This window comes from Microbacterium tenebrionis (genome assembly GCF_020682665.1).
Classification (GTDB): Bacteria; Actinomycetota; Actinomycetes; order Actinomycetales; family Microbacteriaceae; genus Microbacterium; species Microbacterium tenebrionis.
In genome coordinates this window covers 651293-677846 of sequence record NZ_JAGTTM010000001.1, presented here as the reverse complement: position 1 = coordinate 677846, position 26554 = coordinate 651293, and the positions used below count along the sequence as shown (strand labels likewise).

Genomic DNA, 26554 nt, shown 5'->3' with positions numbered 1-26554 from the left:
GTCTTGGTATGCCTCCCGTCCCCGAGTACGAGATCGAGTTCCGCTGGAAGGAGCAGGTCTTCTACTGGGAGGGAGATCGAGGACTGCACTTCGACGGCGGCTGGGGCGTGAAGCCCTACGCGACGTACTTTCCCAGCGCCGAACGATGGCGTGAGGTCGCTCCCGACTGGGCCATGGATAAGCGCGAGCTCGTGCTGCAGCGGCTCATCGACCACGGACCCGTGCACCGCGTCGAGGAGACGGACGTCTACAGCTATCCGATCGGCGTCACTCGCTGAGACACCGAGATCGGCTGCGGCTCGGGCACTCGCCCTCCACATCGGGCAAGCCGCCCGCCTTGTCCCCGGTTGATGTGATCACGCACCCTGCCGTGGGTCTCGGTGCCGCATCGTGTTGCCCATGGGATCAGATATTTCGGCATCCACTCTCGGATCGGCTGATGGCGGCGTACCATGACTTCATTGACAGCAACGCAGTCAGGAGCCGCCGCCATGTCAACGATCACCGTCCGCGGACTCGATGATGAAGTGATCCGTGCACTCAAGGTTCGAGCGGCGCGTGAAGGACGGTCGATGGAAGCGGAAGTTCGTGGCATCCTCACCGCGGCGGCGAAGACGGCCGACGGTGAACGCGGCTTCGGCACCTTCCTCGCCGAGGCCTTCGGGGGAGCGGGCCTTCCCGAGATCCCGCCGCGGGCCGACTTCCCCGAACCGATCGACCTGCCGTGATCGTTCTCGACACCAACGTCGTCTCAGAGTTCATGCGCCCCAGCCCGGATGCCGCCGTCCTTGCCTGGCTCGACGGCATCCCCCGCGGTGAGGTCTGGACGACATCTGTCACCGTCGCCGAGATCGCAGCCGGCATCGCCGACCTGCCCGAGGGGAAGCAGCGCACCCGGCTCCAGTCGGGGTTCATCACGGCACTGCGCGGGTTCGACGATCGCATCCTCGCCTTCACCGCCGTCGCCGCGCTGAAGTACGGCGAGATCATCGGTCACCGCAACCGTCTCGGCCGCCCCATCAGCATCGCCGATGCGCAGATCGCGTCCATCGCCGAGCACGCGCGAGCCACGCTTGCAACGAGGAACACCAGAGACTTCGACGGCATCGACATCACGGTGATCAACCCCTGGGATGCCGACGCCGCACGCCCGTGAGCGATCACCCACCCGAACGTCCGACCCCGGTGCGACAATCTCTCCATGAAGCTCTCGGAGCTCGTCGACACCACGCGCGAGGTCGCGGCGACCACGTCGCGCCTGGCGAAGATCGACGCGCTCGCTCGTTTGCTGCGGGATGCTGCGCCCGACGAGCTGCCGGCCCTCATCGGGTTGCTGCTCGCCTCGCCGCGGCAGGGGCGCCTCGGCGTCGGTTGGCGCGGTATCGCAGCGCTGGAGGTCACGCACGCGACCGACGCGACCCTGACGATCGCAGACGTCGACCGAGCGCTCGATGAGCTCGCGCACGCCTCCGGCGCCGGATCCGCTGGCGCGCGATCAGAGACGCTGCGTGCTCTCGCGAGCGCAGCCACGGCGGACGAGTGGGACTTCCTCGCCCGCGCCATGCTCGGCGAGCTCCGCACCGGGGCGCTCGGCGGTGTCCTGCTGGACGCGATCGCGAAAGCATCCGATCGTCCGCCTGCAACCGTGCGACGGGCGGCGATGCTGTCCGGCGACCTCGGCGCCACCGCCGCGCTCGCCCTGACCGGCACGGCAGAGGACCTCGAGAACGTGAGCCTCGAGGTCCTGAGACCCGTCCTGCCCATGCTCGCCGGCACCGCCGCGACACCGAGCGCCGCGCTCGAGCTCACCGGCGAAGCATCCGTCGAATACAAGCTCGACGGCGCCCGCATCCAGGTGCACCGCCACGGCGACGACGTCGGCGTCTACACCCGCAGCCTCGCCGACATCACCCATCGCGTGCCCGAGATCGTCGACATCGTGCGCGCCCTGCCCGCCCACGACCTCATCCTCGACGGCGAGACGCTCGCGCTCGACGAAGACGGCGGACCGCGCCCGTTCCAAGAGACCATGTCGCGCTTCGGCGCCGACGTCTCGCGCGAGATCGCGCTGCGCCCCTGGTTCTTCGACGTGCTCCACGTCGACGGACGCGACCTGCTCGACGAGCCCCTCTCGGCGCGGCTCGAAGAGCTCGACCGCGTCGCCGGTGATTGGCGGATGCCGGGCGTCGTCACGTCCGAGCCGTCCGCGGCGGAGGAGGTCTCACGCGAGGCCCTCGCCGCCGGCCATGAGGGCGTTGTCGTCAAGGCGATCGACTCGCCGTACTCGGCCGGGCGTCGCGGCAAGTCCTGGGTGAAGGTCAAGCCCGTCCTCACCTACGACCTCGTCGTTCTCGGCGCCGAGTGGGGATCGGGGCGCCGCCGCGGCAAGCTCTCGAACCTGCACCTCGGCGCCCGCGACCCCGACGGCGAGTTCGGCGAGCCGGGTGGCTTCGTCATGGTCGGCAAGACGTTCAAGGGGCTCACCGATGCGCTGCTCGCCTGGCAGACCGAGACGTTCGCTTCGTACGAGACGTCGCGTTCCGAGTATGCGGTCCTCCTGCGCCCCGAACTCGTCGTCGAGATCGCGATCGACGGAGTGCAGCGTTCACCGCGCTACCCGGGCGGCCTCGCGCTGCGCTTCGCGCGCGTCAAGGGGTACCGGCCGGACAAGACCGCGGTCGAGGCGGATACGATCCAGTCTTTGCGCGCGCTGCTGCGGGAGTGACGCCGTCCCCGTTTCAAGACCGTCATCCAGCTCCGCACCACCTGCACCATCGATGCCGAGCCCGCCGGAGTGCCGGGGGCGCGATGTCGGTGCAACTCGATAGCTTCGAACCGTGAACGATGTGGCCCTTCGCTTCAGCGATGACCTTGAGTTGCTGCAGCGCCATGCCTTCATCGACTACGGTCTCGTGGCGCAGCCGCAGCGCACCACTGGCGAACTGGAGTTCCAGGGACAGAATAATCGCGACCGCATCGTCCTGACATGGAGCACAAGCCGCGATGGCAACGTCATCCGATGGTCGCTCCACAGGCCCCGCGCGGGCGGCAAGCAGAACGAATCGCTCTCCGAGGGCGTCTTCCCGCAGAAGAGCGTATTCATCCCCGGGATGAGCGCACTGGCGACGCTCACCGAAACCCCGCCGGTCCGGACGATCGCACCGACGGGAAGGCTCGCCGCAACAGTATTCGGCGGCACGATGGCACTGGTCGTACTGTCTCTGATGCGCCTGATCGGTGTATCGATTCCCCCTCAAGCGTGGCAGGATGCCGATCTCTTCCCGCCGCTGCCCGAGATCGTCTCGACGGTACAGCAGGTCGCGGGTTCGCTGAGCTTCGGCGACCTGCCGATGATCCTCGCCGGCAGCGTATTCGGCTCGCCAGCGCTTGGACTGGGCGTCCTCGCGGTGGTCTCCTTCTTGTTCACGATCCACACTCTTCCGCAGATCGGGATCGGCGACGACCTCGTTACGGGCAGGGCCATCGCGATGTATTCCGTGGCCGTCGTCTGCGCGATGGGCTGCATCGCCATGTCTCCGTTCCCCTGGAATCTCGTCGTCACCGCCGGTGCGGCCTATCTCGTCTATGCCGTCCTGTTGGTGTTCACCATCCCATGGCAGTTGAGCCGCTGGCTCCGCTTCGCGCGTCGCCTCCAGCTACTGCGTTGGTCGAACGCCACGAGCATCGTTGCCGACGAGCATGAGGGGCACCGAGTCACCTTGGGTGACGGGGCAGAAGAACTGGAGCGCCGGGCGGGCAAGCTTCGGAAACGAGTTTGGAAGAAGCGCGACAAAGCGTTCACGAAGCCCTTCCAACGCGCATACTTCGAAGCTCGCACCCTGCGCATCGCCCTCGGAATCGAATCTCGGGCCGCGCGTCGCGGCCAGAAGCCGAGCATCTCAGTAATCCACTTCATCAATCGCGCAGGTGATCTGCTCTTCGGACTCCGCACGTTCGTGTTGCGTGCGCTCCCCTTCGCGACGGTCATCGGGGTCTTCGTGCTGGCGTTGTCCCCCACTCCGTGGATCCCACCGACCTGCATCACCCAGGGCGATACTTCGACGACCGCGTTCCTTCTTCCGAACGGGCCGGCACCGGCATACCTCGACGATGTGACGCGCACTGTCGAACTGCTGCCGTCATGGGCCGCTGTAGACGTCGCTGCGGGGGCGTGCAGCACTCCGTAGACGCGGGGCTCCGGGAGGCGACTCTCACGCTCATCGGAACCACTAGCCGCTAACGCGATGGCGCCGCGCTTTCAACCCCCTTCTACCGTGGGCATCGGTGATGCACGGTTGTCCGGAACAGCCGAACCGAAGAGAGAGGCCCACCGCCATGAGCGACACCACCGATGACCGAGCCAAGGTCGCAGAACTCGTCAAGAAGTTCCGTTTCGCGATGTTCGTCACGAACCACGACGACACGCTCGTCGCCCACCCGCTCACCGTTCAGGAAGCCGAGTTCGACGGCGATCTGTGGTTCCTCGTCTCGAAGACCTCATCACCGATCCGCGACCTCGCCGCTGACTCCCGCGCGAACGTCTCACTGAGCTCAAACGATGCCTGGGTCTCGCTCTCGGGAACAGCACGGCTCGTCGAGGACCGCGACAAGATCGCAGAACTCTGGAACCCGATGGTCGATGCCTGGTTCCCCGAGGGGCCCGACGATCTCGACGTCGGCGTCCTGAAATTCAGCGCCGACTCGGCCGAGTACTGGGACAGCCCGGGCGGAAAGCTCGCGACGGCCTTCAGCTTCGTGAAGGCGAAGGTCACCGGCGAGCGCTACGAGGGCGGCGAAAGCGGCAAAGTCGACCTCTGAGGTCGGTCGGTCAGGCATCCTGCGGCGGTGACTCGGGCGTCATCCTCGCAGGCGCACCCGGTGGTCGTCGGCGCGTCCGTGCCGTTCGCACGGCTGACGCGGATCTCGCGGGCACAGCACCCAGAGCTCCGACGCCTGCACGCGGTAAAGCCGCCATGCTGAGGCTCCGGTGACCTCGGCCTCCGTGATCGCAGATCCGCCGCGCTCCTCCGACCCCGGATAGAGGTCGAACGCCGACCGCAGCTCGTCGCCGGTCAGCGCGTCGGCGGCACCGCTCGCATACACGCAGCGACCGAAGGACGGCGGCACCGTCGAATCGAATACGGCGAGACCGACCGCGGGGTGCGCGGCGATGTTCCGCGAGTGCTGCGACGTCTCGGCCGACATCCAGTAGAAGCAATCCAGACCGTCATCGGCTGCGAAGTAGACCGGAGTGCTCCACGGATTGCCATCGGCATCGACGGTCGCGAGCGTCAGGTAGCGGATGCTGTCGACGATGGCACGCGCGTGTGCGAAGAGGTCCTCATCCATGGCGCACACGGTACTCGGCATCCCGTAGGACGTGAAGTGTCCATCGTTGCCAGCAGCACTTGTTCGTTTTTTTGTTCGAATGTCGGTGGCCCTCGCGATACTGGAAACATGACCTTCGCAGCCGAGATCACCGACCGCGCGACAGCGCTGGTAGCGGTGCTCGGGACGGACGTCGAGACGCAGGATGTCGCGAATCACGTCGCTCTGCTGAGCGATACGGACGCCGTCACGTTGGCCGAGGCGGCGGCCGCATTGATGCGCTGCGCTGAACTCGCGCAGGTTGCGGCCGTCGGTGTGATCGCCGCACGTTCGACGCGGGATGCCGGCCACTCCGGCCTCGCGCAGTCGCGCGGGCATCGCACCGCCGTGTCGCTCGTGCAAGAACTCACAGGTGCGGGCAAGGCGGATGCGGCGCGCAAGGTGCGCGTCGGCGAATCACTGCTGCGCGTGCCGGAGCCGATCGCCGAGACGTCCGTTGATACTCCGCCGCCGGCATGGGATGCTGCGCTGGGCGCGGCGCTGCTCGAGCAGACCATCACTGCAGTGCAGATCGACGCGATCCGGCAGGGCCTCGGTGAGCCGGTGGTTGCGGAGGGTGCTGATACTTCCGTGGCAGAAGCAGCTGCGGACGCCTGGGCGCTCGCGGCCGAGCAGTTGATCGCCGAAGCCGCGACGGTCACGCTGGACGAGTTGCGGCAGACAGCCAGGTCGGTGCGTGATCGACTCGACCCCGACGGTGCGCATCGCCGGTTCCTGGAGCGATTCGAGCGCCGCAGCGTTCGGCTGTGGATGGATGCCGATGGCAACCGGCGCGGATCACTCCTTTTCGACGACGAGGGCTGGCTGCTGGCGCAGACTATGCGCGACAATGCTCTGCGCCCGCGAATGGGCGGACCGCGCTTCATCGACTCCGCGGAGAGCGAGCGTGCCGTCGATCTCACGGCGGATGAGCGGACCAACGACCAGCTCACATACGATCTGTTCCTCGACGTCCTGCGTGCCGGCACACTGGCCGATGCCGAGGCGGTGTTCGGAACCAGACAAGCCGGAGTGCGACTCGTGCGCGTCGTCGATGATGTGATGGCGCACACCGAGGACGGCCTGGTGACTCTGCCCGGCGCCGTCGCCGATCAGCACGTCTGCGAGAGCGGATATGCACCGGTCACAGTCGACGGACGCGGCAATCCCCTCGACGTCGGCCGCGAACAGCGACTGTTCACTCCGCGACAGCGCATCGGGCTGGCGCTGCGTGACGGCGGGTGCATGTGGCGAGGATGTGAACGGCCCGCCTCCTACTGCGAAGCGCATCACATCGACGAGTGGAGCGCGGACAGCGGACGGACGGACATCGATCGAGGGATTCTGCTGTGCCGGTTCCATCACATGAACCTGCACCACCACGGATGGCGCATCACCCGCGACGCGAAGGGCGACTTCGTCCTTCATCAGCCGGGCGACAACGTGGGCGAGACGACGATAGTCCTGAGGAAACGCCTTCCGCTCACCTATGCCTGGGCGGGAAACGACCCGCCACCGCGAAGATTCCGCCCGGCTGGGTAAGCCGGGGCTGAAGAGGCGGAGAAATTCGGGGGCACGACGATGCGCCAGGCACGACGATGCGCCAGCATGCGGGATGCGCCAGCATGCGGGATGCCACCCCCGGACGGCATCCCCGGACGGCATCCCGCATCGAGATCGGACGCCCCAGGGGCCCACCGAAGGCATCCGGCATGCGCCGCCACGCGCAGACCTACGCGACAGGTCGCAGGCGTCGCAGCGCAATGAACTGACTGCCCGCGAACAGCGCGACGTCCACTGCAATCGCGAGGATGGCCAGCACCACGAGCACCGTCGCCGCGACGCCGGACACGGCCGCGATCACCGCGGCGGCGAGGAGGTTCACCACCATGACGACCCGCAACACGGAACGCGACGGCATCCGTGCCATCATGACCAGAATCAGTGCAGCCCACGCGATGACAGCAACGCCGAGCGCGATCAACGTCCACACCGGAAGTCGCACAGCGTCGGTCAGAACGGGAGCGGCGAACGCCACGGCAGTGCCGAGAACCGCGCAGTATGCCGCGTCCAATCGAAGGCTCCAGCGCCCGATCCGTTCGCCCCCCGTGCCATCCCATGGGGATCCCTCCGCCGCTCACGCCGTCCAGGCTAGCCGTACCTCGATGGGCCGCCACAACTTCGATGGCTCTCGTCGTCCGTAACCGGCCCAAGTCATCCAGCATGCGCCGCCGCGGCGCCTGGTAACGTTCCCTGCAGCAGGGCTGGAGGCAGGCATGACCGCACGGGCACACCGCCCGACCATCAAAGAGGTCGCGCAGCACGCCGGCGTGAGCCCGATGACCGTCTCGAGGACGCTCTCCGGCGGCCTCAACGTCAAGCCCGACGTGCAGGAGCGAGTGCTCGCGGCAGTCGCCGAACTCGGCTATCACCGCAATGAGAACGCACGCAGCATCCGCCCCGGACACTCCAGCGGACTCATCGGCGTCGCCATCACGAACATCGCCAACCCGTACTACAGCACCTTCGCGCTCGGCGTCGAAGAGGAGGCAGCACTGACCGGTCGGCGCATCCTGCTCGGCAACACGTCAGAAGATGCCGTGCGCGAGAACGCACTGGTCAGCGACTTCCTCGGCCGACGCGTCGAAGGGCTCGTCGTCGTGCCGGCGAGCAATGCGCCAGAACACCTCGCCGATGCACAGCGGCAGGGCGTTCCGGTCGTCCAGGCATCGCGGCGCATCGACGGACTGGACGCCGACAGCGTCGTCCTCGCCGATGAAGAAGGCGCCCAGCGAGGGGCAACCGCACTCCTCGACGCCGGACACACCCGCATCGGATACCTCGGCAACACCCTCTCTATCTTCACCGGCCAGCGCCGGCACGCAGGGTTCGTCCGAGCGTTCGACGAGCGCGGCATCCCGATCGACCAGGACATCGTCGCCGCCGGGCAGCAGACCGTCGACCAGGCGCGCGAAGCCACCCGCGCCATGCTGCAGATGAAGAACCCGCCCACTGCCCTCTTCTGCGCGAACAACCGGAACGCGATCGGTGCGCTCAAGGAGATCAACCGACAGCTGAGCACCGGGGTGCGACCGGCTTCGGACTACCCCGAGATCATGAGCTTCGACGACTTCGAGCTCGCAGAGTTGTCGCCGGTACCGATCAGCGTCATCGACCACGATCCGCGGGAGTTGGGCCGGACGGCCGCCCGGCTGCTTCTGGACCGGCTGGACGCCGACGGCGGCGCGGTGCGCGAAGTCGAACTGCCGGTCGAGCTGAGGATGCATCTGCGGTAGCGGTCGCGTTTCGCCTGCCGAGATCGAGGAGATGTTGACACCTTCGCAAACCGTTGGTAACGTTACCAATCGATCAGACAGGAGTGTGGCGATGGAGCTGTGCATCGACTTCGGTGGCACCGAGATCAAGCTCGCCGTCATCGAGGGCGCCGACATCCTCGCATCCGACCGCATCGCGGTCACCGGCACCGCCGCAGATCTCGACGCCGCCGTCACGACCTCCCGAGCGCTGACAGAGCGCACCGGAGCGCCGACCACCGTCGGGATCGCCGTTCCCGGCGTCGTCGATCCGGCAACCGGACGGATGCTGCATGCCAACGACAAGTACGAGTTCCTGAACGGCTTCGACCTGCGGGCCTGGTCCGACGAGAACTTCGGCCTGCCCGCCGTCGTCGAGAACGACGCCCGCGCGGCCCTGATCGGTGAGACGTCCACGGGGTCGGCATCCGGCGAGCGCGACGCGGTTCTCGTCACCTTGGGGACGGGAATCGGCACCGCAGCCATGATCGACGGCGCAGCTCTGCGCGGGGTCACCGGGCACGCCGGCATCCTCGGCGGGCATGTCACCACGGACATCCACGGCCCCGTGTGCCCGTGCGGGAACGTCGGGTGCGGAGAGGCGCTGGCGTCGTCGTGGGCGCTTGAACAGGCAACCGTCAAGGATCTGTTCGAGACGGACGACCACGCTGCGATCCGCGACGAGTTCCTGCGGGTGTGGGGCGCGACCGTCGTCACGCTCTGCCACCTGTACGACCCGGGCGTCGTGATCCTCTCGGGCGGCATCCTCCGCGCGGGTGACGCCGTGCGCACACCCATTGAAACCTACGTGCGCGAACATCTCTGGCCGTCGATGACCGCACCGCGCTTCGTCGTGCCCCCAGAACCCGAGTACTCCGTCGCGCGGGGGCTGAGCTCCCTCGCGCGCAACCAGAACCAGGAGAAGCATTGAGCACGCCGACCAGCGACACCCGCGACCAGGCCGAACGCGGCCGCTACGACACCCAGCCCACCGTGGACCTGCCGGCGGGCGAGAAGATCGTCCGCGGATCAGCCGCCTGGCAGACCGCCGCCGAGACCGCGACATCCCGGGGCGGCGCACTCCTCGTCGACACCTATCCCGGCGTCGACATCCCCGCGCTCACCGCGCAGGTGCGCGCGGCCCTCCCCGACTGGACGATCGTCGACGCCGAGGACGCCGCCCGCCCCGTCGCCGAGATCGAGCAGCTGATCGCCCCGAACCTCACCGACGACCGCGTCCTCGGCGTCATGAGCCACTTCACGCTCAGCGACTTCTACGACGACGCGAAGCTCTCTGAGATGGCCACCACGCTCACCGGGAAGACGGTCGTCATCGGCTGGGGCGCCGGCCTGCTCGCCGACAGGATCAAGAGCCCCACCACAGTCATCGTCGACATGGCCCGCTGGGAGATCCAGCTGCGCCAGCGCGCCGGCGCCACCAACTGGCGTGCCGACAACGCGAACGAAGACGGCCTCCGCAAGTACAAGCGCGGCTTCTACGTCGAGTGGCGCACGGCCGACCGCCACAAGCGCTCCCTCTTCGACACCGTCGACTTCGTCGTCGACGGCAACGCGATCGCCCCGGCCGAGCCGCACCCCGATTCTCCGGATGCCGGGATGATCACCGGTGCCGCCTTCCGCCAGGCCATGCAGGATGCCGCGACCCGACCCTTCCGCGTCGTGCCGTTCTTCGACCCCGGAGTATGGGGCGGCCAATGGATGAAGAAGGTCATCGGTCTCGATCCGGCGAAGGACAACTACGCGTGGTGCTTCGACTGCGTGCCCGAGGAGAACTCGCTGCTGCTGGAGGGCGAGGGCGGCGTCATCGAGATCCCGTCGATCGACCTCGTGTTCGCGCAGCCGGTCGAGCTGCTCGGAGCCAAGAACTTCTCGCGCTTCGGCGCGGACTTCCCGATCCGCTTCGACTTCCTCGACACGATGGGCGGTGGCAATCTCAGTCTGCAGGTGCACCCGCTGCAGGACTACATCCGCAACACCTTCGGCATGGCGTACACGCAGGACGAGAGCTACTACCTGCTCGACGCAGACGATGACGCCGTGGTGTACCTCGGCACGAAGACCGGTATCGACCAGCAGCAGATGGTCGACGACCTCCACACCGCGCAAGAGGGCGGCGCGCCCTTCCCCGCCGAGAAGTACATCAACTCCTTCCCGGCGCGCAAGCACGACCACTTCGCGATCCCGGCCGGCACGATCCACTGCTCCGGCGCCAACTCGATGGTGCTCGAGATCTCCGCCACCCCCTCCACCTTCACCTTCAAACTGTGGGACTGGGGCCGGGTCGGGCTCGACGGCATCCCGCGGCCGGTGCATCTGGATCACGGCATCCGCAACATCCAGTGGGATCGCGATACCGAGTGGGTCGACGAGAACCTCATCGACCAGGTCGAGACCCTCCGCACCGAGGGTGACGTGATCGAGGAGCGCACCGGGCTGCACGAACTCGAGTTCATCGAGACACGTCGCCACTGGTTCAGCCAGGCAGCCGACCACGACACCGACGGCACCGTCAACGTGCTCAACCTCGTGGAGGGCGACGAAGCACGCGTCGTGAGCCCGACCGGCGCATTCGCGCCGTTCGTCGTCCACTACGCCGAGACGTTCATCATCCCGGCGTCCGTCGGCCCCTACCGGATCGAGCGGACCGAGCGCTCCCAGAGCGAGCGATTCGCAACTTTGAAGGCCTACGTGCGGGGTTCCCGCACGAGCGACAACTGAAGACACCCACCACCAGCACACAGCACGAACGAAGGAGTTCCGAATGATCTCGCGACGCAAGATCGCCATCACCGTCACCGGCCTCGTCCTGGCCGGAGCAGCCCTGGCCGGCTGCTCCGGCGGGTCCGGATCGGGCGGAGACGGTGAGACCACCGGCACGCTCGACTTCTACACGGACAAGGCCGCGTGGAAGCCCGACTTCGAATCCCTCAACGAGACGAGCGGATCCGACGTCGACATCACCCTGAAGACGACCGGCTACTCGGATGCCAACCAGTACGACGCGTTCATCAAGCAGTCGTTCCGCACGAACAAATCCCCGGGCCTGTTCACCTGGCACACCGGCCAGTCGCTCAAGGAGCTCGTGGATGACGGTCTCGTCGCCGAGACGACCGACATCTGGAAGAAGGCCATCGATGAGGGCTGGGTGAGCGAGGATCTCGCCGCCGGCTACACATTCGACGGGAAGCAGTACTGCGTGCCGATGAACATCGCCTACTGGGTGATGTTCTACAACAAGGCCGCCTTCGCCGACAACGGCATCGAGGTGCCCACGACGTGGACCGAGCTGAACACGGCGGCTGAGACGCTCAAGGCTGCGGGCGTCACGCCGTACTACCAGACGAGCACGCTGTTCACGTTCCAGTGGTTCCAGCACCTCGTCGCCTCGAGCGATCCCGACCTGTACGCAGGACTCACCACGGGCGAGGTGAAGTACACCGACCCCGAGATCGTCGACATCATGAACATCTGGCTCGATGAGCACGAGAACGGCTGGTTCAGCGACGCCGGCAGCTCGACTGATCCCGCCGTCGCGCTCAAGCAGGGCGACTTCGCGATGATCGACTTCGGCACGTTCTACGCCGGCAACCTCGAAGGCGCAGGCATGAGCACCGACGACTACGGCATGTTCGCGATCCCCGCCGTCAATGAGGACCTCGAGAAGACGCCGGTCGCCGTCGAGTCGGGCCCCATCTGCGTCGCCGAGAGCTCCTCGCAGAAGGACCTCGGCCTCGCGTACTCCGAGTGGTGGATGTCGGACGGCGCGCAGAGCGCTTGGAACGACGCCCACGGCGATGTCGCCTTCAACCCGAAGGCCACCGTCGCCGACCCTGCCCTCGCCGAGCTCGGCACGGCGATCGCCGGTGACGACTACGAACTGTACGACCGCTTCTTCGAGGCGATGCCGACCGCGGTCGTGACCACCGCGATCGAGCAGTTCGGCGCGTTCAACGCCAACCCCGGTGACCCGGTGCCGTTCCTGGAGAAGATCCAGGCCACGGCCGACAAGTACTGGGCAGAGCAGGAGTAAGGGGTCCGATGGCGCGCCAGAAGACGCCGTACCAGTGGTCCGCCCGGGGCTTCATCGCCCCGGGCGTACTGCTCATCGCGGTCCTGCTCTACCTGCCCCTGCTGTGGACGATCTACCTCAGCTTCACCGACTACAACGGCCTGGGCAGCCCCGACTGGATCGGGTTCGACAACTACGTCGAGATGTTCACCGACGGCGACTTCCTCACCTCTGCCCTGAACACGGTGCTGTGGGTGATCGGGACGCTGATCATCCCGGTCGGAATCGGCCTCGCGGTGGCGCTGCTCACCTGGAACCTCGGCGGCGGCGTCTGGCTGCGCCTGCCCTTCCTCATCCCCTACGCCCTCTCCGGCATCGGCGTGGGCGTCGTGTGGTCGTTCATCCTGTCGTCGGGCGGTGCGCTGGATCAGGCCCTCGCCGCCTTCGGCATCATGGATCCCCCTCGTTGGCTGCTGGATGCTCCGCTGAACACCGTCGTGATGATCTTCGCCGCCGCCTGGCAGGGCGTCGGCATGAACGCGCTGCTGTTCACGATCGGGCTGCAGGCGATCCCCAAGGAGCCGCTCGAAGCGGCCCGAATCGACGGCGCGAACGGCATCCGCCTGTTCACGAGCATGCTGTGGCCGATGCTGCGCCCGCTCACCGCGGTCGTCGTCGGGCTCTCGATCGTCGCGAGCCTGAAGACGTTCGACATCGTCTGGGGCATGACCAAGGGCGGGCCCGGGACGGTCTCCGAGACCCTCGCGCTGACCATGTACAAGGAGACGTTCGTCAACAGCGACTACGGCCTGGGGTCGGCGATCGCCGTGTTCCTCACGGTCATCACGCTGGTCGCGTCCGTGATGTACCTGCGCCAGCAGCTCTCGCCGAAGAAGGAGATGTGACATGAAGGCCCTCCGCTACGGCATCCTCGTCGTCCTCGGGATCGTCTGGCTGCTGCCCGCGTACCTGCTCATCGTCAACGCGATGAAGGACCCGGTGACGTTCACGTCCAAGCAGTCGTGGATCCCCACCGACTTCCACCTGTTCGAGAACGTCGCCGCCGCGTTCGAGCTGTCCGGCCTCGGCAGCAGCGTGGTGAGCACCCTGCTCTACGCGATCATCTCGCCAACGATCGCCGTGCTCGTCGGCGCCGCCGCCGGCTTCGCGATCGTCGCCCTGAAGCTCAAGCACGGGTTCACCTGGTTCGTCGTGATCTTCGGCGGCTCGGTGTTCCCGCTGCAGATGATCCTGCTGCCGCTGTTCGATGCGTATTCCCGGACCGGAATGTTCGACACCCGCATCGGGATGGTGATCATCTACACCGTGATCTCGATCCCGTTCTCTGCCTTCGTCATGCGCAACTTCTTCACCGGGGTCGCGCACTCGACGTTCGAGGCCGCGGTGCTCGACGGCGCAACCACGTGGCAGATCTTCACGCGCATGTACCTGCCGATGGCATCCAGCGCGCTCGTGGCGATCTTCATCCTGCAGGCGACCTTCGTGTGGAACGATCTGCTGCTCGGCCTCACGCTCAGCCAGTCCGACGACATCCGCCCGATCATCACCACCCTGTCGGGCATGCAGAGCACCTACGGTGGCGCGCAGATGTCGACCGTTCTCGCCGCGGCCGTGATCGTCTCGCTGCCCACCGTCGTGCTGTTCCTGTGCACACAGAAGTTCTTCAGCAAGGGCCTGGCCCTCGGCCAGTACTGAAAGGCAACTCTTGACTCCCCTCATCCCCACCGTCGACGACCTCTCCGCAGACCCGATCACGCACCACTTCGATGACATGGTCGCGCCCGCCGGGCTCACGAACATGCTGGGCACCGTGCGCGTCGATCACGATCTCACGGCGCTGTCCGCCGTGCAGTTCCCGCCGGTCTCGCAGGGCCTCACGCAGACCGCGGTGCTGTTCGTCGACGGACGGCTGTTCGCCTCGTACGGCGTGCCGGTCACGCACGAGTGGCGACCGGACCGGGTGGTGCGGCGCGGCGTCCTCGGCGATCTGACGATCGAGACGACGACGGTGTGCGTTCCGGGATCGGCGGCGGTCGCCATCGACATCGTCGTCTCGTCGACATCTGCTCGCACCGTCGAGATCGGTCTCTCGGCCGCGGCCCGCGTGACACGGTCGGCTTCCGCCTGGTTGGACGCCGAGTCGCCCTCGGGCACGGATGCCGCGACCGTCGCGGGCGAGACGATCGAGTTCTCATCGGCGGATGCCGCTGCGTGGAGCGTGCAGGGACTCGTCGACGGGGAGGCGGCGCTGAGCGGGGTGGCGGCCCTGCCCGCCGAATTCGAGATCGGCATCGGCGGCAATGGCCGCGGCGGCGACCTCTCGGTGGTGCTCGAGGTGGCGGCGGGTGGATCCGCGCGCACCGGATACGTGCACGCGATCGGCACATCGGCGGATGCTGCGCGCGAGACCTACGCGAAGGTCGCCGCCGACGTGCCGGGAGCGGTCGCCGCGGCCGAGGAGTTCTGGAACCGCCAGCTCACCGCTGCCTTCACCCCCGGGAACGGAGAGTTCTCCGGTGCACTGCCGGTGCTGGAAACGGCATCCGAACCGCTGCGCCGGATCTACTGGTGGGCCGCGCTCGGCGTGATCTGGTTCCGCCGCGACTGGGAGGGCAACGTGCTCGGCCGGTCGTACGACACTCTCATGCCGAACTACTGGGGCACGACGACCTTCATCTGGGACTACAGCCTGAGCTCCTTCAGTCACGCGCTGCTCGATCCCGCCGAGATGCGGAACCAGATCCGGCACTGGATCTCGCTCGACATCCACTCGCACTTCGGCACCTCGTCGATCACCGGCGGCCCGGTCGGGCGCTGGTACTCGGTCAACGACTACGCCATGATCCGGCTCGTGCACGACTACGTGCGGCTCACCGGTGACCTGGACTTCCTCTCCGAGAAGGTCGGCGATGCCACGATCGCCGAGTCGGTGCAGGAGTGGGCGACCGCATGGAAGGCGCTGCGCCGCGATACGGAGCTCGCCGACTACGGCGAGATCGACAACCTGCTGGAGTGCGTGAGCTCGTACACGCACGAGGTCGCGAGCCTCAACGCGGCGAATGTCTGGAACATGCGCACCGCCGCGGACCTCGTGGCGGCCCAAGGGCAGGATGCCACGGCATCCGACCTGCGCGCTTCAGCGGACGACCTGCTGCCCTCCATCGTCTCGCGCTACCTTCCCGGGCAAGGGATCTTCGCCGCCGGTCAACCCGACGGCACCCTGCTGCCGGTGCGGCACTGCTACGACTTCAGCGTCGTCGGAACAACGATCGCCGGCGACCTCGAGCCCGGCATCCGCGCCGAGATGGTCGAGTTCTTCCAGCGCGAGCTGCAGACCGAGAACTGGATGCGGGCGCTGTCGCCATGGGATCCGGATGCCAGTTACAGCGTGCGCCCCGACCATCAGTGGAACGGTGCCTACCCCGCCTGGCCCGCGGATGCCGGTCGCGCCCTCGCGGCACTCGGAGCACCCGAAGTCCTCACGGACTGGATCGCGGGCCTCGCGCAGACCGCGAACCAGGGGCCGATGGGGCAGGCGCACTTCGTGGAGGAAGCGGTACCCGGTATCGGCGGCGGCGCGCGCAAGGCTCCGCCGCAGCTGCCGTACATCACCGATTGGGCGTGCTCGTCATCCGGCGCCTGGATCGAGCTGGTGATCGAGTCGCTGTTCGGGGTGGATGTGGCGCTGGACGGCACGGTGACGGCATCCGGATGCGTGTCCGCGCTCGATCCGTCGGCGGTCCTCCGCGGCCTCCGCGTCGCGGGCGCGGCCTACGACGTCCACGCGGATGGCCAGGTGACGGCAGCCGAAGCGCCGTGATGGGAGGAAAACGGTCGTTCTGAACGCCCGGATCGACCACTTTCCTCCCATCGACCTCGCCATGGCGAGTACTGCAGTACCGACGAACACGAAGGAGTGGTCATGAAGAACATCAGAACGATCGCGGGAGCAGTGACCGCGGCGTCCTTGCTGGCGAGCGCGCTCATCGCGGCTCCGGCGAGCGCGACCGTCGCTCCGGCCGGGCACGGGGACGGCCAGTGCTCGCTGGCGGGCAAGACGCTGACGGCGACGGCATCCGTCAATCAGACGCTGACCGACCAGTTCACCAGCTACGCGGAGACCGGCGGCGCGTGGACCGGCGGTGACAGCACGTACACGCTTCCGCTGAAGGGCGGGCGGACGGGCTGGTTCTTCTCCGACACCTTCCTCGGCACGGTGAACCCCGACGGCTCGCGGCCGACCGATTCCCCGTTCGTCAACAACTCCGTCGTGGTTCAGACGAGCAAGGGGCTGTCGACGATCACGGGTGGCACGCCTGACGAGCCGGCAGGGATCATCCCGCCCGAGCCCGACGGCCGCTGGTACTGGATCGGCGACCCGGCGGAGGGCCCACACAAGACGGTGCAGGTTCCGCTGCTGCAGTTCGAGCGCACCGGACCCGGCAGCTTCGACTTCCAGTGGGTCGCGAACCGGCTCGCAACGCTCGACGGCGACTCGCTCCAGCTCGAGTCGATCGTCGACCTGCCGTCGGCGACGGGGATCAACTGGGGCTCGTGGACCCTCCAGGAGGGCCGGTACACCTACATTTACGGTGTCGCCGACCCCGAGGGCGTTCGCTCTTCCTATGTTGCACGCACCACGGGCAAGGATGCCCTCGCGGGTGACTGGTCGTTCTGGAACGGCACCGACTGGGTCTCCGGCGAAACGGATGCCGTTCCCGTCGTGCCGTACGTCGCCAACGAGGTCAGCGTCGCGAAGTACCGCGACGGGTATCTGCTGATCACACAGGCCACGTCCGAATTGTTCAGCACCCGCATCGTGGCGCGCACCTCCTGCTTTCCCACGGGACCGTTCTCTGAACCGGTGGAGGTGTACCGCACGCCCGAGACGGGGCTCGCCGGCAGCTACGGAGACGCCGACGTCTTCACGTACAACGCTCACGAGCATCCGAACCTGCGAAAGGGCAACCGGCTCCTCGTCACGTACAACGTCAACACGTTCGATAATGTCGGCGACGTGTACGACGACGCGTCGATCTATCGGCCGCGGTTCATCGACGTGGAACTGAAAGTGGGCGGATGAGCGATACTTCGAAGCTGCAGGAGTTGCTGGGGGCCGAGCGGCCGCTCACCTGGGTGATGACGGGAGACTCGATCACCCACGGGCTCCTGCACACGCGCGGGGCGCGAAACTACGTCGATCACCTGCACGAGCTGATCCGCGGTGACCTCGGCCGGGTGCAGGATGCCGTGATCAACACGGCGATCTCCGGATGGCGCATCCCGCTGATCCTCGAAGACTTCGACCGCCGCGTCGCGACCTGGCGCCCGGACGTCGTGACGCTCATGATCGGCACGAACGACTGCTCGACGGTGTGGGTCGACCCGGTCGTCTCGCCCGCCGAGTTCGCCGCCGATCTCGTGACCTTCGTTGCACGAGTGCGCGAGCTCGGTGCGATCCCGGTGCTGCAGACACCCCCGTTCGCCGATCTCGCGCACGCGCCGGATCGCGCGCGCCTGGGCGAGTTCGCGGAGGCGATGCGCGCCGTCGCGGCCGCGGAGGAGACGATTCTCGTCGATCAGTTCGCGCTGTTCGCGGAGTTTTCCGTCGGCACCGGGCCGGGGAACGAGGGGATGCCGTGGGGCCTGCTCGGCGATGCGTTCCACCCGAACGCGGACGGGCACGCCGCGATGGCCCTCGAGCTTGCTCGCTCGCTGGGGCTCGAGCTCGAAGGCTCGCGCGTGATCACCGATCTCACCGCCCGGGTCGCCGTGGCGCGGCATCCGCAGTGGCCGCCGTCCTGAGCCTGCGACGCGTCAGCGCGGGGTGATCCGGAACGACGCCTGCTGGTTCGCGATGAGCGCGGACGGCAGCTCGGACAACGGCTCTTCGAGCACGCCCACGGCATCCACGGCGCCGAGCGCTCGCAGGGCGTCGAGCGGGACCTCGACAGTGGAATCCGTATTGTTCCGCAGCCGGACGATGAGACCGTCGCCGAACGTGGCCGGCTTCACGCTCGCCTCGACTCCGGCGATCTCGGGCAACGCGAACAGGATGCCGCGCTCGTCGCCGATCGGGACGTAGTCGCGCAGCACGATCGGTGCGATCGACTCCGTCTCAGCGAAACGCTGCGCCTGCGCGGGATCGCACTCTCCCTCATGAGTGGTGAGCCGGTATCGAAGCGCCGCGACACCCTCCTGGCTGGCCTTGAAGTTCACCATCCAGTGGTTGTTCATCGCCCACGACACGAAGCCGGGGCGCGCCGGCGAGACGACTTCGATGATCTGATTCGTCGAGATCCCACCCAGCTGAAGGAGCGGAGCATCCAGCGCCACGATGGTCACACCGTTCGCCCCATCGCTGACATCGGCCCAGCGACGCAACGGGAAGAAGTCGCGGACGGCACCGGGAAGCTGGTCCGTCTCCGGCGCCAGCGGCACACCGTTGACATCAAGCGTGTACGTCTGCTGGTCGAGCTTCGTCGGAAAGAGTACGTAAATGGACTCGGGGTCGGTCACGGGGAGGCGATCGAGGTGCCAGTCCACGTGCAGTGCGTCCTCGCGGCTGGGCAGCGCGATCCGAAGCTTCGCCGAAGAGCATCCGCGCAGTTCGACCTCGATCTCCGCGACCGCGTAACCGGGCTCGAGGAACGTGCGCACACTGCGCACCGCCTCGGGCGCGCGGCGGTCGAACGGCGGGTCCTGCTGCCAGTAGCCGAAGTCCCAGCTGCCGAAGTCCTGAAGGTAGAGCGCATCCCGGCCGAGCGGAGAATCGACCGTCTCGTGCACGATCTGGGCGAACCCTCCCTCGGGCATCGTGTCGGCGTACTCGCGTCCCGCGCGCTTGTCGAACCAGGAGGCGATGGCGCCGGTGGCGCCGTCGATGTCGACGCGGTAGGCCTCGTTCTCGATCCGCAGATCCTCGGCGACGAGGTCGTCGTCGTCGATGCCACCGTCGATCGGCGTGAACGCGTATCCACCCCCGGGGACCGTCAACCGTCTGCGAGCCAGGTCCGTGTGCGGTGGGCCGCCCCACGGAACGTCCCGCGGGAAGAAGCTCTCCACCATCCCGCCCGGTGCTCCCCCGGAGCGGAACTCGGGAACCTCGACGATCATCGTCCGCTCGTACGGCAAGGTGTTGAACACCAGCAGCTGCGCATCCGGATCCGTGGGATAAGCGGCGTCGGTGTCGAGGTCACCGAGGTTGAAGCGGCCTTCCGGCAATCTCGTCGCAACCCCGTCCGCGAGCCGGCGGGCCGAGCGGGTGAGCATGTCGTGCGTGTGCATCGCGGCGTCGTACGCGAAGTTCGCCTTGCGGTTCCACTGAGCCTTCGTGAACAGCGAGTCGGGCGCGTCGATGCTCGAGAACGCACCCCAGGTGTGCTCGTCGTAGAGCGTCATCGTCTCGTAGACGCGCTCGACGAAATCGCCGGCCAACTCGGGCTGCCGTCCGTCCGCGACGAGCCACGACGCCAGGGTCTCAGCGGACGCGAGCAGTTCATGGGTCACGCGGTTCAGACCGGTCTCGTAGGCGCTGGAGGCCGCGCCATCCGCCCACCAGTCGGTCCAGTCGCCGCGCCACGTGGGCAGTCGATCGCCCCATTCTTCGCGCAGATGATCGCGGAAGATGCGCGGCGTCGAGAACTCAAGTACGGGCGTGCGGCCCTCATCGTTCCACTGCCGGACGAACTCTGCCATCCTCGCGTCGGGCGGGCCGTTGTCGACCCGCATCGGATGCGTGGACTCGACGTAGAGCGTGTCGAACGGGAAGGACTCGTCGCGCTCGAGGGCGTCGAGGTACGGCGGCAACGATTCGTCGACGAAGCGCCAGTCACCGAGCTTGGCCTGGCTGCGCCCGAAGAGGTAGTGGAAGCCGTTCCAGGTCAAGAGGCGATTGCCTGCGGGCCCCTCCCACCAGAAGCCGCCGGGGAAGGGCCGTGGCGCACGCCCTCGCGACTGGTTGATCGCCAGGGTGAGGAAGTCGACGCCGATCATCGGCAACAGGTCGGCGAAGAGCCAGCTGATCCCGTTCACGTCGTCCTGCATCGCGGTCTCGACCTCGATGCCCATCTCCTCTCGCAGGACCCGCACCGGGTACAGCGAGCGACGCATCTGCTCGGGAGTGAGCAGCGGTGTCAGGTTGTACTGCATCGCGGCGACGTCGATCGCGCCCTGCGCCTGCCAGTAGCGGAAGCGCTCCTGCTCGGCAGGCCCCGCCTCGCGCAGGTACTTCATGAGGGGACCGGTGACCTCGCAGACCCACCGGTACCGGTCGCTCGGACGTCGATCCGCCGTGGCCTCGATGAGGTCGAGAGCGTCGCGCACGAACTCGCCGTGCTGCCGGAAGGCGACGTCCTGATAGTCGTTGAACCCGATGTCGTGATGGGTGTGATTGGCGATGAGGATGCGAGTGATCTGGGTCAAGAATCCCTCTCCGTTCTCGAGTTCGGGGTGGCGGATCGGATGGCGCCGTCGCGGGCGGCGGCAGCGACGCCGGATGGTCGGGTCAGCCGTGCCATGAGCACAGCCTGGTACGCGTGATAGAGGTCGGGCTTTCCTTCCCACGTCGTGGACGCCGGTTCGTTCTGCGCATCGAGCTCATGCCACCACGAGCCCCCGCGCGAGTCGACGAAGTGGGTCGTGATGTCCTTCCAGAACTCGGAGTAGTGATCCGCATAGGCCGGTTCGCCCGTCGTGCGTGCGAGCCAGACCGTCGCACTGAGAGCCTCGGCGGCGACCCAGTGCATACGTGCATCGCTGACGATGCTCCCGTCGATGTCGACGGTGTAGGCCAGTCCGGCGCCGATCTGCGTCCTGCCGTCACGGATGGCACCGGCGTAGAGACGCTGGGCGGCTGTGAGAAGCGCTCCGTCATCGTTCGTGTGAGCCACGATGTTCAGCAGCAGACGCGCCCATTCCACAGCGTGGCCAGGCATCGTGCCATAGGGACGGAACGGGTCGAGCGGGGTGTCGCGACCGTAGTCCGCATCGACCTGCCAATCGGCCGTGTAGTGCTCGGGTACGCGTGCGTCGTACCGATCGAGCGTGCGCAGCACGAGCCGTTCCGCGAGACGCTGCGCACGGTTGAGCCACTCGCCATTCCCATCCAGCTCGTAGGCGGCGAGGAACGCCTCCGTGAGGTGCATGTTCGCGTTCTGACCCCGGTACCGCTCGAGGACGCGCCCGCTCGACGCGACAGCATCCACGGCCGCACCGACGTCGTCGCGCCACAGCAGGGCGTCGATCGCCGTCATAGCCCGTCTCTGCAGCTCGCGGGCGCCCGGGATGCCGGCCTGACCCGCCGTCGCGCCGGCGAGCAGCGCGAACGCGTGCCCGTATGCCGTGCGCTCCGAGGCGATCACCGCGCCGCCTGAGCCGATCGCCTCGACGAACCCCGCGGCATCCGCATCGGCGAACCGATCCAGCAGAAGTCGGACGCCGTCCTCGGCCCACCCTCCGGCGTCAGGATGCCCGAGCAGGTGCGCGACGCCGAAGCAGTGCACAAGTCGTGCAACGCCGTAGAGCGCGAGCGGCCGCCCGGGATCGATGTCGCCGTCGGCGTCGCGCCACCCGAAGCGCGCAACGCCTTCCGGCTCGTCGAAGAAGCCGAGCAGACGCGCGGACTCCGCCGCCAGCTCGGCTCGGTGCGCCTCGCTGTCGAGAAGTGCCCCGGATCCGGCGTCGGCCCATCTCATGCGGCCGCCCGCAGACTGCTGACGAAGAACCGCTGGCACGAGAGGAAGAGGATCACGGTGGGGAGCGAGACCAGCAGCGCACCGGCGAGCACAACCGGCGGGCCGAGGCTCACGAAGCCGCCGCCGATCTCAGCCATCGCCGCCATCACGGGGCGACGATCGGGGCTCGTCGTCAGCGTGATGCCGAACAGCAGGTCGTTCCACACCCAGGTGAACTGGAAGATGAACGCGGCGAACAGAGCCGAGCGGATCAGCGGCAGGTGGATCTGGAAGAAGAGCCGCCCCCATCCCGCCCCGTCGAGCTTGGCCGCCTCGGCGATCTCCGGGGGAATCGTCGTGAGGTAGTTGCGCACGACGAAGAACGCGAACGGCACGCAGATGGCGCTGTAGATGAGGATCATGCCGAGCGAGGTGTCGTAGAGGTTCGTGTCGACGTACGTCTGGAACAACGGGGCGAGGAAGATCTGCAGCGGCAGCAGCGTGCCGAGGTAGATGAGCCAGAACCACAGCGACGGACGCCGCACCGGCATCGTCACCACGGCGAAGCCGGCGAGCCCTGCGGCGAGGACGGCGACCAGGGCGGATGCCGTTGAATACAGGAGGCTGTTCAGCATCCCGAGCCCCAGCGAGGACTCGTTCCACGCCGAGACGAGATTGGTCCACAGATCGAATCCGACCGGGAACCAGAGCGGCTCGCCCTGGTACTCGGAGAGCGGCGTGATCGCGTTGACGATCAGCAGGTACACCGGGACGAGCCAGAGCAGAGCAAGAACCGTGAGCACGGTGTTGCGGACGATGCGGAACACGGTCACGCCTCCTTCAACTGCTGGCGCAGATAGGCCCACGACGCACCGACGACGATGATGGTCAGGACGACCGCGACGGCGGCGCCGTACCCGTAGTCGCTGAGGATGAAGGTGTTCCGATACATCGTCACGGCTAGTGTCTCGGACGACCCGCCGGGTCCGCCCTTCGTGAGCAGCCAGATCATGTCGAACACGCGCAGGCTGTTGGCGATGGACATGCCGATGACGACGACGGTGACGGGCCGCAGCTGCGGCACGATGATGTTCCAGAAGAGCCGCATGCCGGATGCGCCGTCGAGCGTCCCCGCCTCCACTGTCTCCACGGGGATCGCCTGGAGCCCGACGAGGAACAGGATGACGGCGACGCCCGTGGCCTGCCACGTGTTGGCGAGGATCATCACGACCGTGTTCGTCGGCCATTCCAGCAGCCAGCCCGATTCGGGGGCGATGCCGCCGAAGAACGTGATGGCCTGATTGAGGGCGCCGTTCGACCGGAGGATGAAGCCCCAGATCACCGCGGTGGCCGTGCCGGAGAGCGCGTACGGCAGCACGAACGCCAGGCGCACCCACCGCCCGGCCTTCATCTGCGAGGTGAAGACGGCCACGAGCAGCCCGATGCCGACCGGCAGGATGAGCGTGCCGACAGTCCACATCACGGTGTTCAGCACTGAACGGCCGAACATCGGGTCCTGCATGAGCCGTACGTAGTTCTCGAACCCGATGAACCCGGCGTCGAACCCGTTGTCGTCGGTGAGGCTCTGATACACCGTCGCGACGAACGGGATCAGGAGCATGACCCCGACCAGGGCGACAGCCGGTATCAGGAACGGGATGCTGCGGGCACGCTCCATGTACCGTCCGGCACGACGGTCGGCGGGTCGGGGCGACCCGGCCGGCCGACCCGTCGTGACGGATTCGGTCGTCACTTGCCGTCGGCCTTCCAGTTCGCCCACTCCGTGTCGGCCAGCTGCTGGAGCTTCTCCAGGGTCGGGTCGATGTTGTCGGGCGACGGGTTCGCCATGAACGCGCCGAGGAACTGCACACCGCCTTCGATGAGGGCAGGGGGCCCGGCCTCCCAGTAGCGCACGAGCTCGGCCGGTTCGGCATCCTTCACCTGATCGAGCACGGACGCGAGCACCGGGTCCTCGGTCGCGACTTCCGGATTCGCGGAGGTGTCCTTGATCTCGTTCGCCCACGGCTCCTGCACCTCGGGGTTCAGCCAGTTCGCCATGACCTCGCGTGTGGCGTCCGCGTTGGGCGCCTTCTCCGCCATCGAGATGACGCCGGACTCCACGATCACCGAAGGGGCGACACCCTCGTCAACGGTCGGCAGGAGGTAAGCGCCGTACTGCGATTCGTCCATCGACTCCGCGAACGTGCCGTTGCGCCAGGTACCCATCGGCACCTGTGCCACGGTTCCCGCGGCGAACAGCGCCGGCTCGGTGTCCCACGCCGTGTCGGGCGAGGTGAACCATCCCTTGGCGTACATGTCGGCCCAGATCTCCATCGCCTGACGCGCCGTCGGATCGGTGTACTTCGCCTCACCCTCCATGAGCTTCTGATAGAACTCGGGATCCAGCTTCGACAGGATCTCGGCGAACCAGATGAACGAGGTCCAGCCGGCCTCCTGTGTGGCGAACAGCGGAGTGACCCCGGCGGCCTTGAGCTTGTCGTTGTTGGATTCGAACTCGGCCCAGGTCGTCGGCGGAGTGATGCCGGCATCCTCGAAGACCTGCTTGCTGTAGAAGATCACCCAGTACGACTTGTAGATGGGCAGGCCGTACACCTTGTCGTCGTAGGCGAAGCTGTCGCGGGTGTCGGGGTTGACCCAGCCCTCTTCGACCGCCTTGTCCCACTCGTCGCTGAGGTCGGCAAGACCACCGGAGCGGGCGAGCTCCTGCAGGCGGTAGCCGTTCCACCACTTGACGATGTCGGTGGTGCTGTTCGTCTTCAGAGACGAGCGCACGATCTGCTGGTAGTTCTCCGTCGATGGCACGTCGCGGGCTTCGAGCCCGTAGCCAGTGATCTCCTGCAGCGCGTCGCTGGCGAGCGCGAATCCCTCTGCAAAGTCAGCTCGGTCACCGTTCAAGGTCACCGTGTCGCCACCGCTCCCTCCTCCGCCGCTCGCTGAACCCTGCGAGCACGCCCCGAGGGTGAGGGTGAGGGCGAGAGCAGCGGCTACCGCGCCCAGTCGCTTCTTTGCTGTGTCTGTACGGCCCATGGATCCTCCTTGATCGTTGGTAACGATACCAGTGGAGGGATGCGCGTCAAGACCGAATTCTCCGGTGGGCGTTGCGAACGGGCGCTCGTCAGTGGCGATGCGCGCCGAATATCTACTGGTCCTGCTTGCTGAACGCGCTGCGCAGCAGCAGGAAGACCAGCACGGCGACCACGGCGACGATCGCGAGCTTGGCGATGAACCACAGCAGGTTGAACAACACACTGACGAGCGTCCACGCGACGATCACGGCGATGACCACACCGACGATCGTCCACACGCTGTTCTTGTTCATCCCTCCAGCGTAACCGTGCGACCCTCCCCGTTCGCCGAGATCGCGATCAGGCCTGATCACCCTCAGCCCTGTTCGCTCTCCTCCTGGAGCAGCCTCTGCACCTGATCGACGCCGGGGAAGGCCTCGGCCCCCTCGCGCACCGGCGCCGGGTCTTCCGCGGCGGCCCGCGGATCCAGCATCCGGCGCAGTCCGACGCGGATCACGGCGGGATCGAGCGATGAGATCCCGCTCAGCGCGAGAACGGAGACGCCTTGATCGAGCGCGGTCATCAGGCGGGCGATATCAGCCGGGGGAAGCGTCTCATCGGCCGGTCGCGATTCGGTCGCGATTCGCTCGTAGGCGCCGATCATCACCTGCATGCGCTCGCGCAGCGCACGGACGAGCTTCTCGTCTCGCGCCGCCGTCGCGATGAACTCGAGCGTGGCGAGCGCGAAACCTCGCACCATCGCCGTGACATCCATCCCTCCGGTGGTCTTCTGCGGTGCGACGCCAGCCCCATCGGGCGTCGAGAACGGATCCCACCCCCCGTCGCGCATCATCTCGAGGTTGAAGTCCATCAGGGCGAGGAACAGATCCGACTTGCCGGCGAAGTTGGAGTACACGGCGCCCTTCGAGAATCCCGCCTCATTGGCGATCCCTTCCAGGCTCGTCGCGTGATATCCGTCGCGGGAGAACGCATCGAGAGCCGCGAGGATGAGCGCTTCGCGGGTCTCCCGCTGCCGCTCGAGGCGGGTTCGTGGGGTGCGCGAGGCAGGTCGTGTCGCCATCCCTCCACAGTAGCCGTTGACGTACCGTGCGAATCTGGATA

The 26554-nt window shown here is 67.0% G+C and carries 25 protein-coding genes; 16 read left to right on the top strand and 9 right to left on the bottom strand.

Annotation, left to right across the window (positions count from 1 at the left end; translation table 11 throughout):
• Window positions 1–8: 8 nt before the first annotated feature.
• The 6 genes from KEC56_RS03390 (at window position 9) to KEC56_RS03365 (ending at window position 4818) form a co-directional block, all read left to right on the top strand.
• Window positions 9–278, top strand: a complete 270-nt coding sequence (locus tag KEC56_RS03390) for a hypothetical protein (RefSeq protein WP_227529815.1) — start codon at window positions 9–11, stop codon at window positions 276–278.
• Between the two features lie 213 nt (window positions 279–491).
• On the top strand, window positions 492–728 hold the full coding sequence (locus KEC56_RS03385) for a FitA-like ribbon-helix-helix domain-containing protein (protein ID WP_227529814.1): 237 nt from the start codon (window positions 492–494) through the stop codon (window positions 726–728).
• Window positions 725–1156 carry a type II toxin-antitoxin system VapC family toxin gene (locus KEC56_RS03380; protein ID WP_227529813.1) on the top strand — a complete coding sequence of 144 codons (432 nt, stop codon included), beginning with the start codon at window positions 725–727 and terminating at the stop codon, window positions 1154–1156. Before KEC56_RS03385 ends, KEC56_RS03380 begins: the two co-directional genes overlap by 4 nt.
• 45 nt (window positions 1157–1201) lie before the next feature.
• Complete coding sequence (locus KEC56_RS03375; RefSeq protein ID WP_227529812.1) at window positions 1202–2725, top strand: ATP-dependent DNA ligase; 1524 nt, start codon at window positions 1202–1204, stop codon at window positions 2723–2725.
• 112 nt (window positions 2726–2837) lie between these two features.
• On the top strand, window positions 2838–4187 hold the full coding sequence (locus tag KEC56_RS03370; protein WP_227529811.1) for a hypothetical protein: 1350 nt from the start codon (window positions 2838–2840) through the stop codon (window positions 4185–4187).
• A 148-nt stretch (window positions 4188–4335) separates the two neighbouring features.
• Window positions 4336–4818: a pyridoxamine 5'-phosphate oxidase family protein gene (locus KEC56_RS03365; RefSeq protein ID WP_227529810.1), complete on the top strand. Its 483-nt coding sequence runs from the start codon at window positions 4336–4338 to the stop codon at window positions 4816–4818.
• 39 nt (window positions 4819–4857) lie between these two features.
• On the opposite strand, the gene KEC56_RS03360 is transcribed toward KEC56_RS03365, so the two are convergent.
• Window positions 4858–5349, bottom strand: coding sequence for a pyridoxamine 5'-phosphate oxidase family protein (locus KEC56_RS03360; RefSeq protein WP_227529809.1), 492 nt, complete (start codon window positions 5347–5349; stop codon window positions 4858–4860).
• Window positions 5350–5457: 108 nt separating this feature from the next.
• On the opposite strand from KEC56_RS03360, the gene KEC56_RS03355 reads away from it, so the two are divergent.
• Complete coding sequence (locus KEC56_RS03355; RefSeq protein WP_227529808.1) at window positions 5458–6909, top strand: HNH endonuclease signature motif containing protein; 1452 nt, start codon at window positions 5458–5460, stop codon at window positions 6907–6909.
• Between the two features lie 190 nt (window positions 6910–7099).
• On the opposite strand, the gene KEC56_RS03350 is transcribed toward KEC56_RS03355, so the two are convergent.
• Window positions 7100–7405 carry a hypothetical protein gene (locus KEC56_RS03350; protein WP_227529807.1) on the bottom strand — a complete coding sequence of 102 codons (306 nt, stop codon included), beginning with the start codon at window positions 7403–7405 and terminating at the stop codon, window positions 7100–7102.
• Window positions 7406–7643: 238 nt separating this feature from the next.
• Here KEC56_RS03350 and KEC56_RS03345 point away from each other — a divergent pair, with 238 nt between their 5' ends.
• From KEC56_RS03345 to KEC56_RS03305, 9 genes are all read left to right on the top strand, one after another.
• Window positions 7644–8663: a LacI family DNA-binding transcriptional regulator gene (locus KEC56_RS03345; protein WP_227529806.1), complete on the top strand. Its 1020-nt coding sequence runs from the start codon at window positions 7644–7646 to the stop codon at window positions 8661–8663.
• Between the two features lie 91 nt (window positions 8664–8754).
• Window positions 8755–9612 carry an ROK family protein gene (locus tag KEC56_RS03340; protein ID WP_227529805.1) on the top strand — a complete coding sequence of 286 codons (858 nt, stop codon included), beginning with the start codon at window positions 8755–8757 and terminating at the stop codon, window positions 9610–9612.
• Window positions 9609–11420, top strand: a complete 1812-nt coding sequence (locus KEC56_RS03335; RefSeq protein ID WP_227529804.1) for a class I mannose-6-phosphate isomerase — start codon at window positions 9609–9611, stop codon at window positions 11418–11420. The genes KEC56_RS03340 and KEC56_RS03335 overlap by 4 nt, the downstream gene beginning before the upstream one ends.
• Window positions 11421–11463: 43 nt before the next feature.
• Window positions 11464–12732 carry an ABC transporter substrate-binding protein gene (locus KEC56_RS03330; RefSeq protein ID WP_227529803.1) on the top strand — a complete coding sequence of 423 codons (1269 nt, stop codon included), beginning with the start codon at window positions 11464–11466 and terminating at the stop codon, window positions 12730–12732.
• Between the two features lie 8 nt (window positions 12733–12740).
• Window positions 12741–13616 (top strand): carbohydrate ABC transporter permease, encoded by an 876-nt coding sequence (locus KEC56_RS03325; protein WP_227529802.1) that lies wholly within the window; start codon window positions 12741–12743, stop codon window positions 13614–13616.
• A gap of 1 nt (window position 13617) precedes the next feature.
• Window positions 13618–14427 (top strand): carbohydrate ABC transporter permease, encoded by an 810-nt coding sequence (locus tag KEC56_RS03320; protein WP_227529801.1) that lies wholly within the window; start codon window positions 13618–13620, stop codon window positions 14425–14427.
• Between the two features lie 10 nt (window positions 14428–14437).
• Window positions 14438–16552, top strand: coding sequence for a glucosidase family protein (locus KEC56_RS03315; protein ID WP_227529800.1), 2115 nt, complete (start codon window positions 14438–14440; stop codon window positions 16550–16552).
• A 102-nt stretch (window positions 16553–16654) separates the two neighbouring features.
• On the top strand, window positions 16655–17815 hold the full coding sequence (locus KEC56_RS03310; RefSeq protein WP_227529799.1) for a DUF5005 domain-containing protein: 1161 nt from the start codon (window positions 16655–16657) through the stop codon (window positions 17813–17815).
• The gene (locus KEC56_RS03305) at window positions 17812–18537 is read left to right on the top strand and encodes an SGNH/GDSL hydrolase family protein (protein ID WP_227529798.1); all 726 of its coding nucleotides are present in this window, start codon (window positions 17812–17814) and stop codon (window positions 18535–18537) included. Before KEC56_RS03310 ends, KEC56_RS03305 begins: the two co-directional genes overlap by 4 nt.
• Before the next feature lie 12 nt (window positions 18538–18549).
• Here KEC56_RS03305 and KEC56_RS03300 read toward each other — a convergent pair whose 3' ends face one another.
• From KEC56_RS03300 to KEC56_RS03270, 7 genes are all read right to left on the bottom strand, one after another.
• Entirely contained in the window at window positions 18550–21156 is a 2607-nt protein-coding gene (locus tag KEC56_RS03300; RefSeq protein WP_227529797.1) for a glycoside hydrolase family 38 N-terminal domain-containing protein, read from the bottom strand.
• Window positions 21153–22427, bottom strand: a complete 1275-nt coding sequence (locus KEC56_RS03295) for an AGE family epimerase/isomerase (protein ID WP_227529796.1) — start codon at window positions 22425–22427, stop codon at window positions 21153–21155. Before KEC56_RS03295 ends, KEC56_RS03300 begins: the two co-directional genes overlap by 4 nt.
• On the bottom strand, window positions 22424–23239 hold the full coding sequence (locus KEC56_RS03290) for a carbohydrate ABC transporter permease (protein WP_227529795.1): 816 nt from the start codon (window positions 23237–23239) through the stop codon (window positions 22424–22426). Before KEC56_RS03290 ends, KEC56_RS03295 begins: the two co-directional genes overlap by 4 nt.
• On the bottom strand, window positions 23236–24159 hold the full coding sequence (locus KEC56_RS03285) for a carbohydrate ABC transporter permease (protein WP_227529794.1): 924 nt from the start codon (window positions 24157–24159) through the stop codon (window positions 23236–23238). The genes KEC56_RS03290 and KEC56_RS03285 overlap by 4 nt, the downstream gene beginning before the upstream one ends.
• A complete protein-coding gene (locus KEC56_RS03280) occupies window positions 24156–25454 on the bottom strand; it encodes an ABC transporter substrate-binding protein (RefSeq protein ID WP_227529793.1) in 1299 nt (432 codons plus the stop codon). Before KEC56_RS03280 ends, KEC56_RS03285 begins: the two co-directional genes overlap by 4 nt.
• 112 nt (window positions 25455–25566) lie before the next feature.
• Window positions 25567–25746, bottom strand: a complete 180-nt coding sequence (locus tag KEC56_RS03275; protein WP_227529792.1) for a hypothetical protein — start codon at window positions 25744–25746, stop codon at window positions 25567–25569.
• A 62-nt stretch (window positions 25747–25808) separates the two neighbouring features.
• Window positions 25809–26513, bottom strand: coding sequence for a TetR/AcrR family transcriptional regulator (locus KEC56_RS03270; protein ID WP_227529791.1), 705 nt, complete (start codon window positions 26511–26513; stop codon window positions 25809–25811).
• Window positions 26514–26554: the final 41 nt, after the last annotated feature.

Bases quoted from the DNA above. Each gene is read 5' to 3' on its own strand.
- KEC56_RS03390 (WP_227529815.1), top strand. From the start codon at position 9: ATGCCTCCCGTCCCCGAGTACGAGATCGAGTTCCGCTGGAAGGAGCAG.
- KEC56_RS03385 (WP_227529814.1), top strand. From the start codon at position 492: ATGTCAACGATCACCGTCCGCGGACTCGATGATGAAGTGATCCGTGCA.
- KEC56_RS03375 (WP_227529812.1), top strand. From the start codon at position 1,202: ATGAAGCTCTCGGAGCTCGTCGACACCACGCGCGAGGTCGCGGCGACC.
- KEC56_RS03365 (WP_227529810.1), top strand. From the start codon at position 4,336: ATGAGCGACACCACCGATGACCGAGCCAAGGTCGCAGAACTCGTCAAG.
- KEC56_RS03360 (WP_227529809.1), bottom strand. From the start codon at position 5,349: ATGGATGAGGACCTCTTCGCACACGCGCGTGCCATCGTCGACAGCATC.
- KEC56_RS03355 (WP_227529808.1), top strand. From the start codon at position 5,458: ATGACCTTCGCAGCCGAGATCACCGACCGCGCGACAGCGCTGGTAGCG.
- KEC56_RS03345 (WP_227529806.1), top strand. From the start codon at position 7,644: ATGACCGCACGGGCACACCGCCCGACCATCAAAGAGGTCGCGCAGCAC.
- KEC56_RS03340 (WP_227529805.1), top strand. From the start codon at position 8,755: ATGGAGCTGTGCATCGACTTCGGTGGCACCGAGATCAAGCTCGCCGTC.
- KEC56_RS03330 (WP_227529803.1), top strand. From the start codon at position 11,464: ATGATCTCGCGACGCAAGATCGCCATCACCGTCACCGGCCTCGTCCTG.
- KEC56_RS03325 (WP_227529802.1), top strand. From the start codon at position 12,741: ATGGCGCGCCAGAAGACGCCGTACCAGTGGTCCGCCCGGGGCTTCATC.
- KEC56_RS03320 (WP_227529801.1), top strand. From the start codon at position 13,618: ATGAAGGCCCTCCGCTACGGCATCCTCGTCGTCCTCGGGATCGTCTGG.
- KEC56_RS03310 (WP_227529799.1), top strand. From the start codon at position 16,655: ATGAAGAACATCAGAACGATCGCGGGAGCAGTGACCGCGGCGTCCTTG.
- KEC56_RS03305 (WP_227529798.1), top strand. From the start codon at position 17,812: ATGAGCGATACTTCGAAGCTGCAGGAGTTGCTGGGGGCCGAGCGGCCG.
- KEC56_RS03295 (WP_227529796.1), bottom strand. From the start codon at position 22,427: ATGAGATGGGCCGACGCCGGATCCGGGGCACTTCTCGACAGCGAGGCG.
- KEC56_RS03280 (WP_227529793.1), bottom strand. From the start codon at position 25,454: ATGGGCCGTACAGACACAGCAAAGAAGCGACTGGGCGCGGTAGCCGCT.
- KEC56_RS03275 (WP_227529792.1), bottom strand. From the start codon at position 25,746: ATGAACAAGAACAGCGTGTGGACGATCGTCGGTGTGGTCATCGCCGTG.
- KEC56_RS03270 (WP_227529791.1), bottom strand. From the start codon at position 26,513: ATGGCGACACGACCTGCCTCGCGCACCCCACGAACCCGCCTCGAGCGG.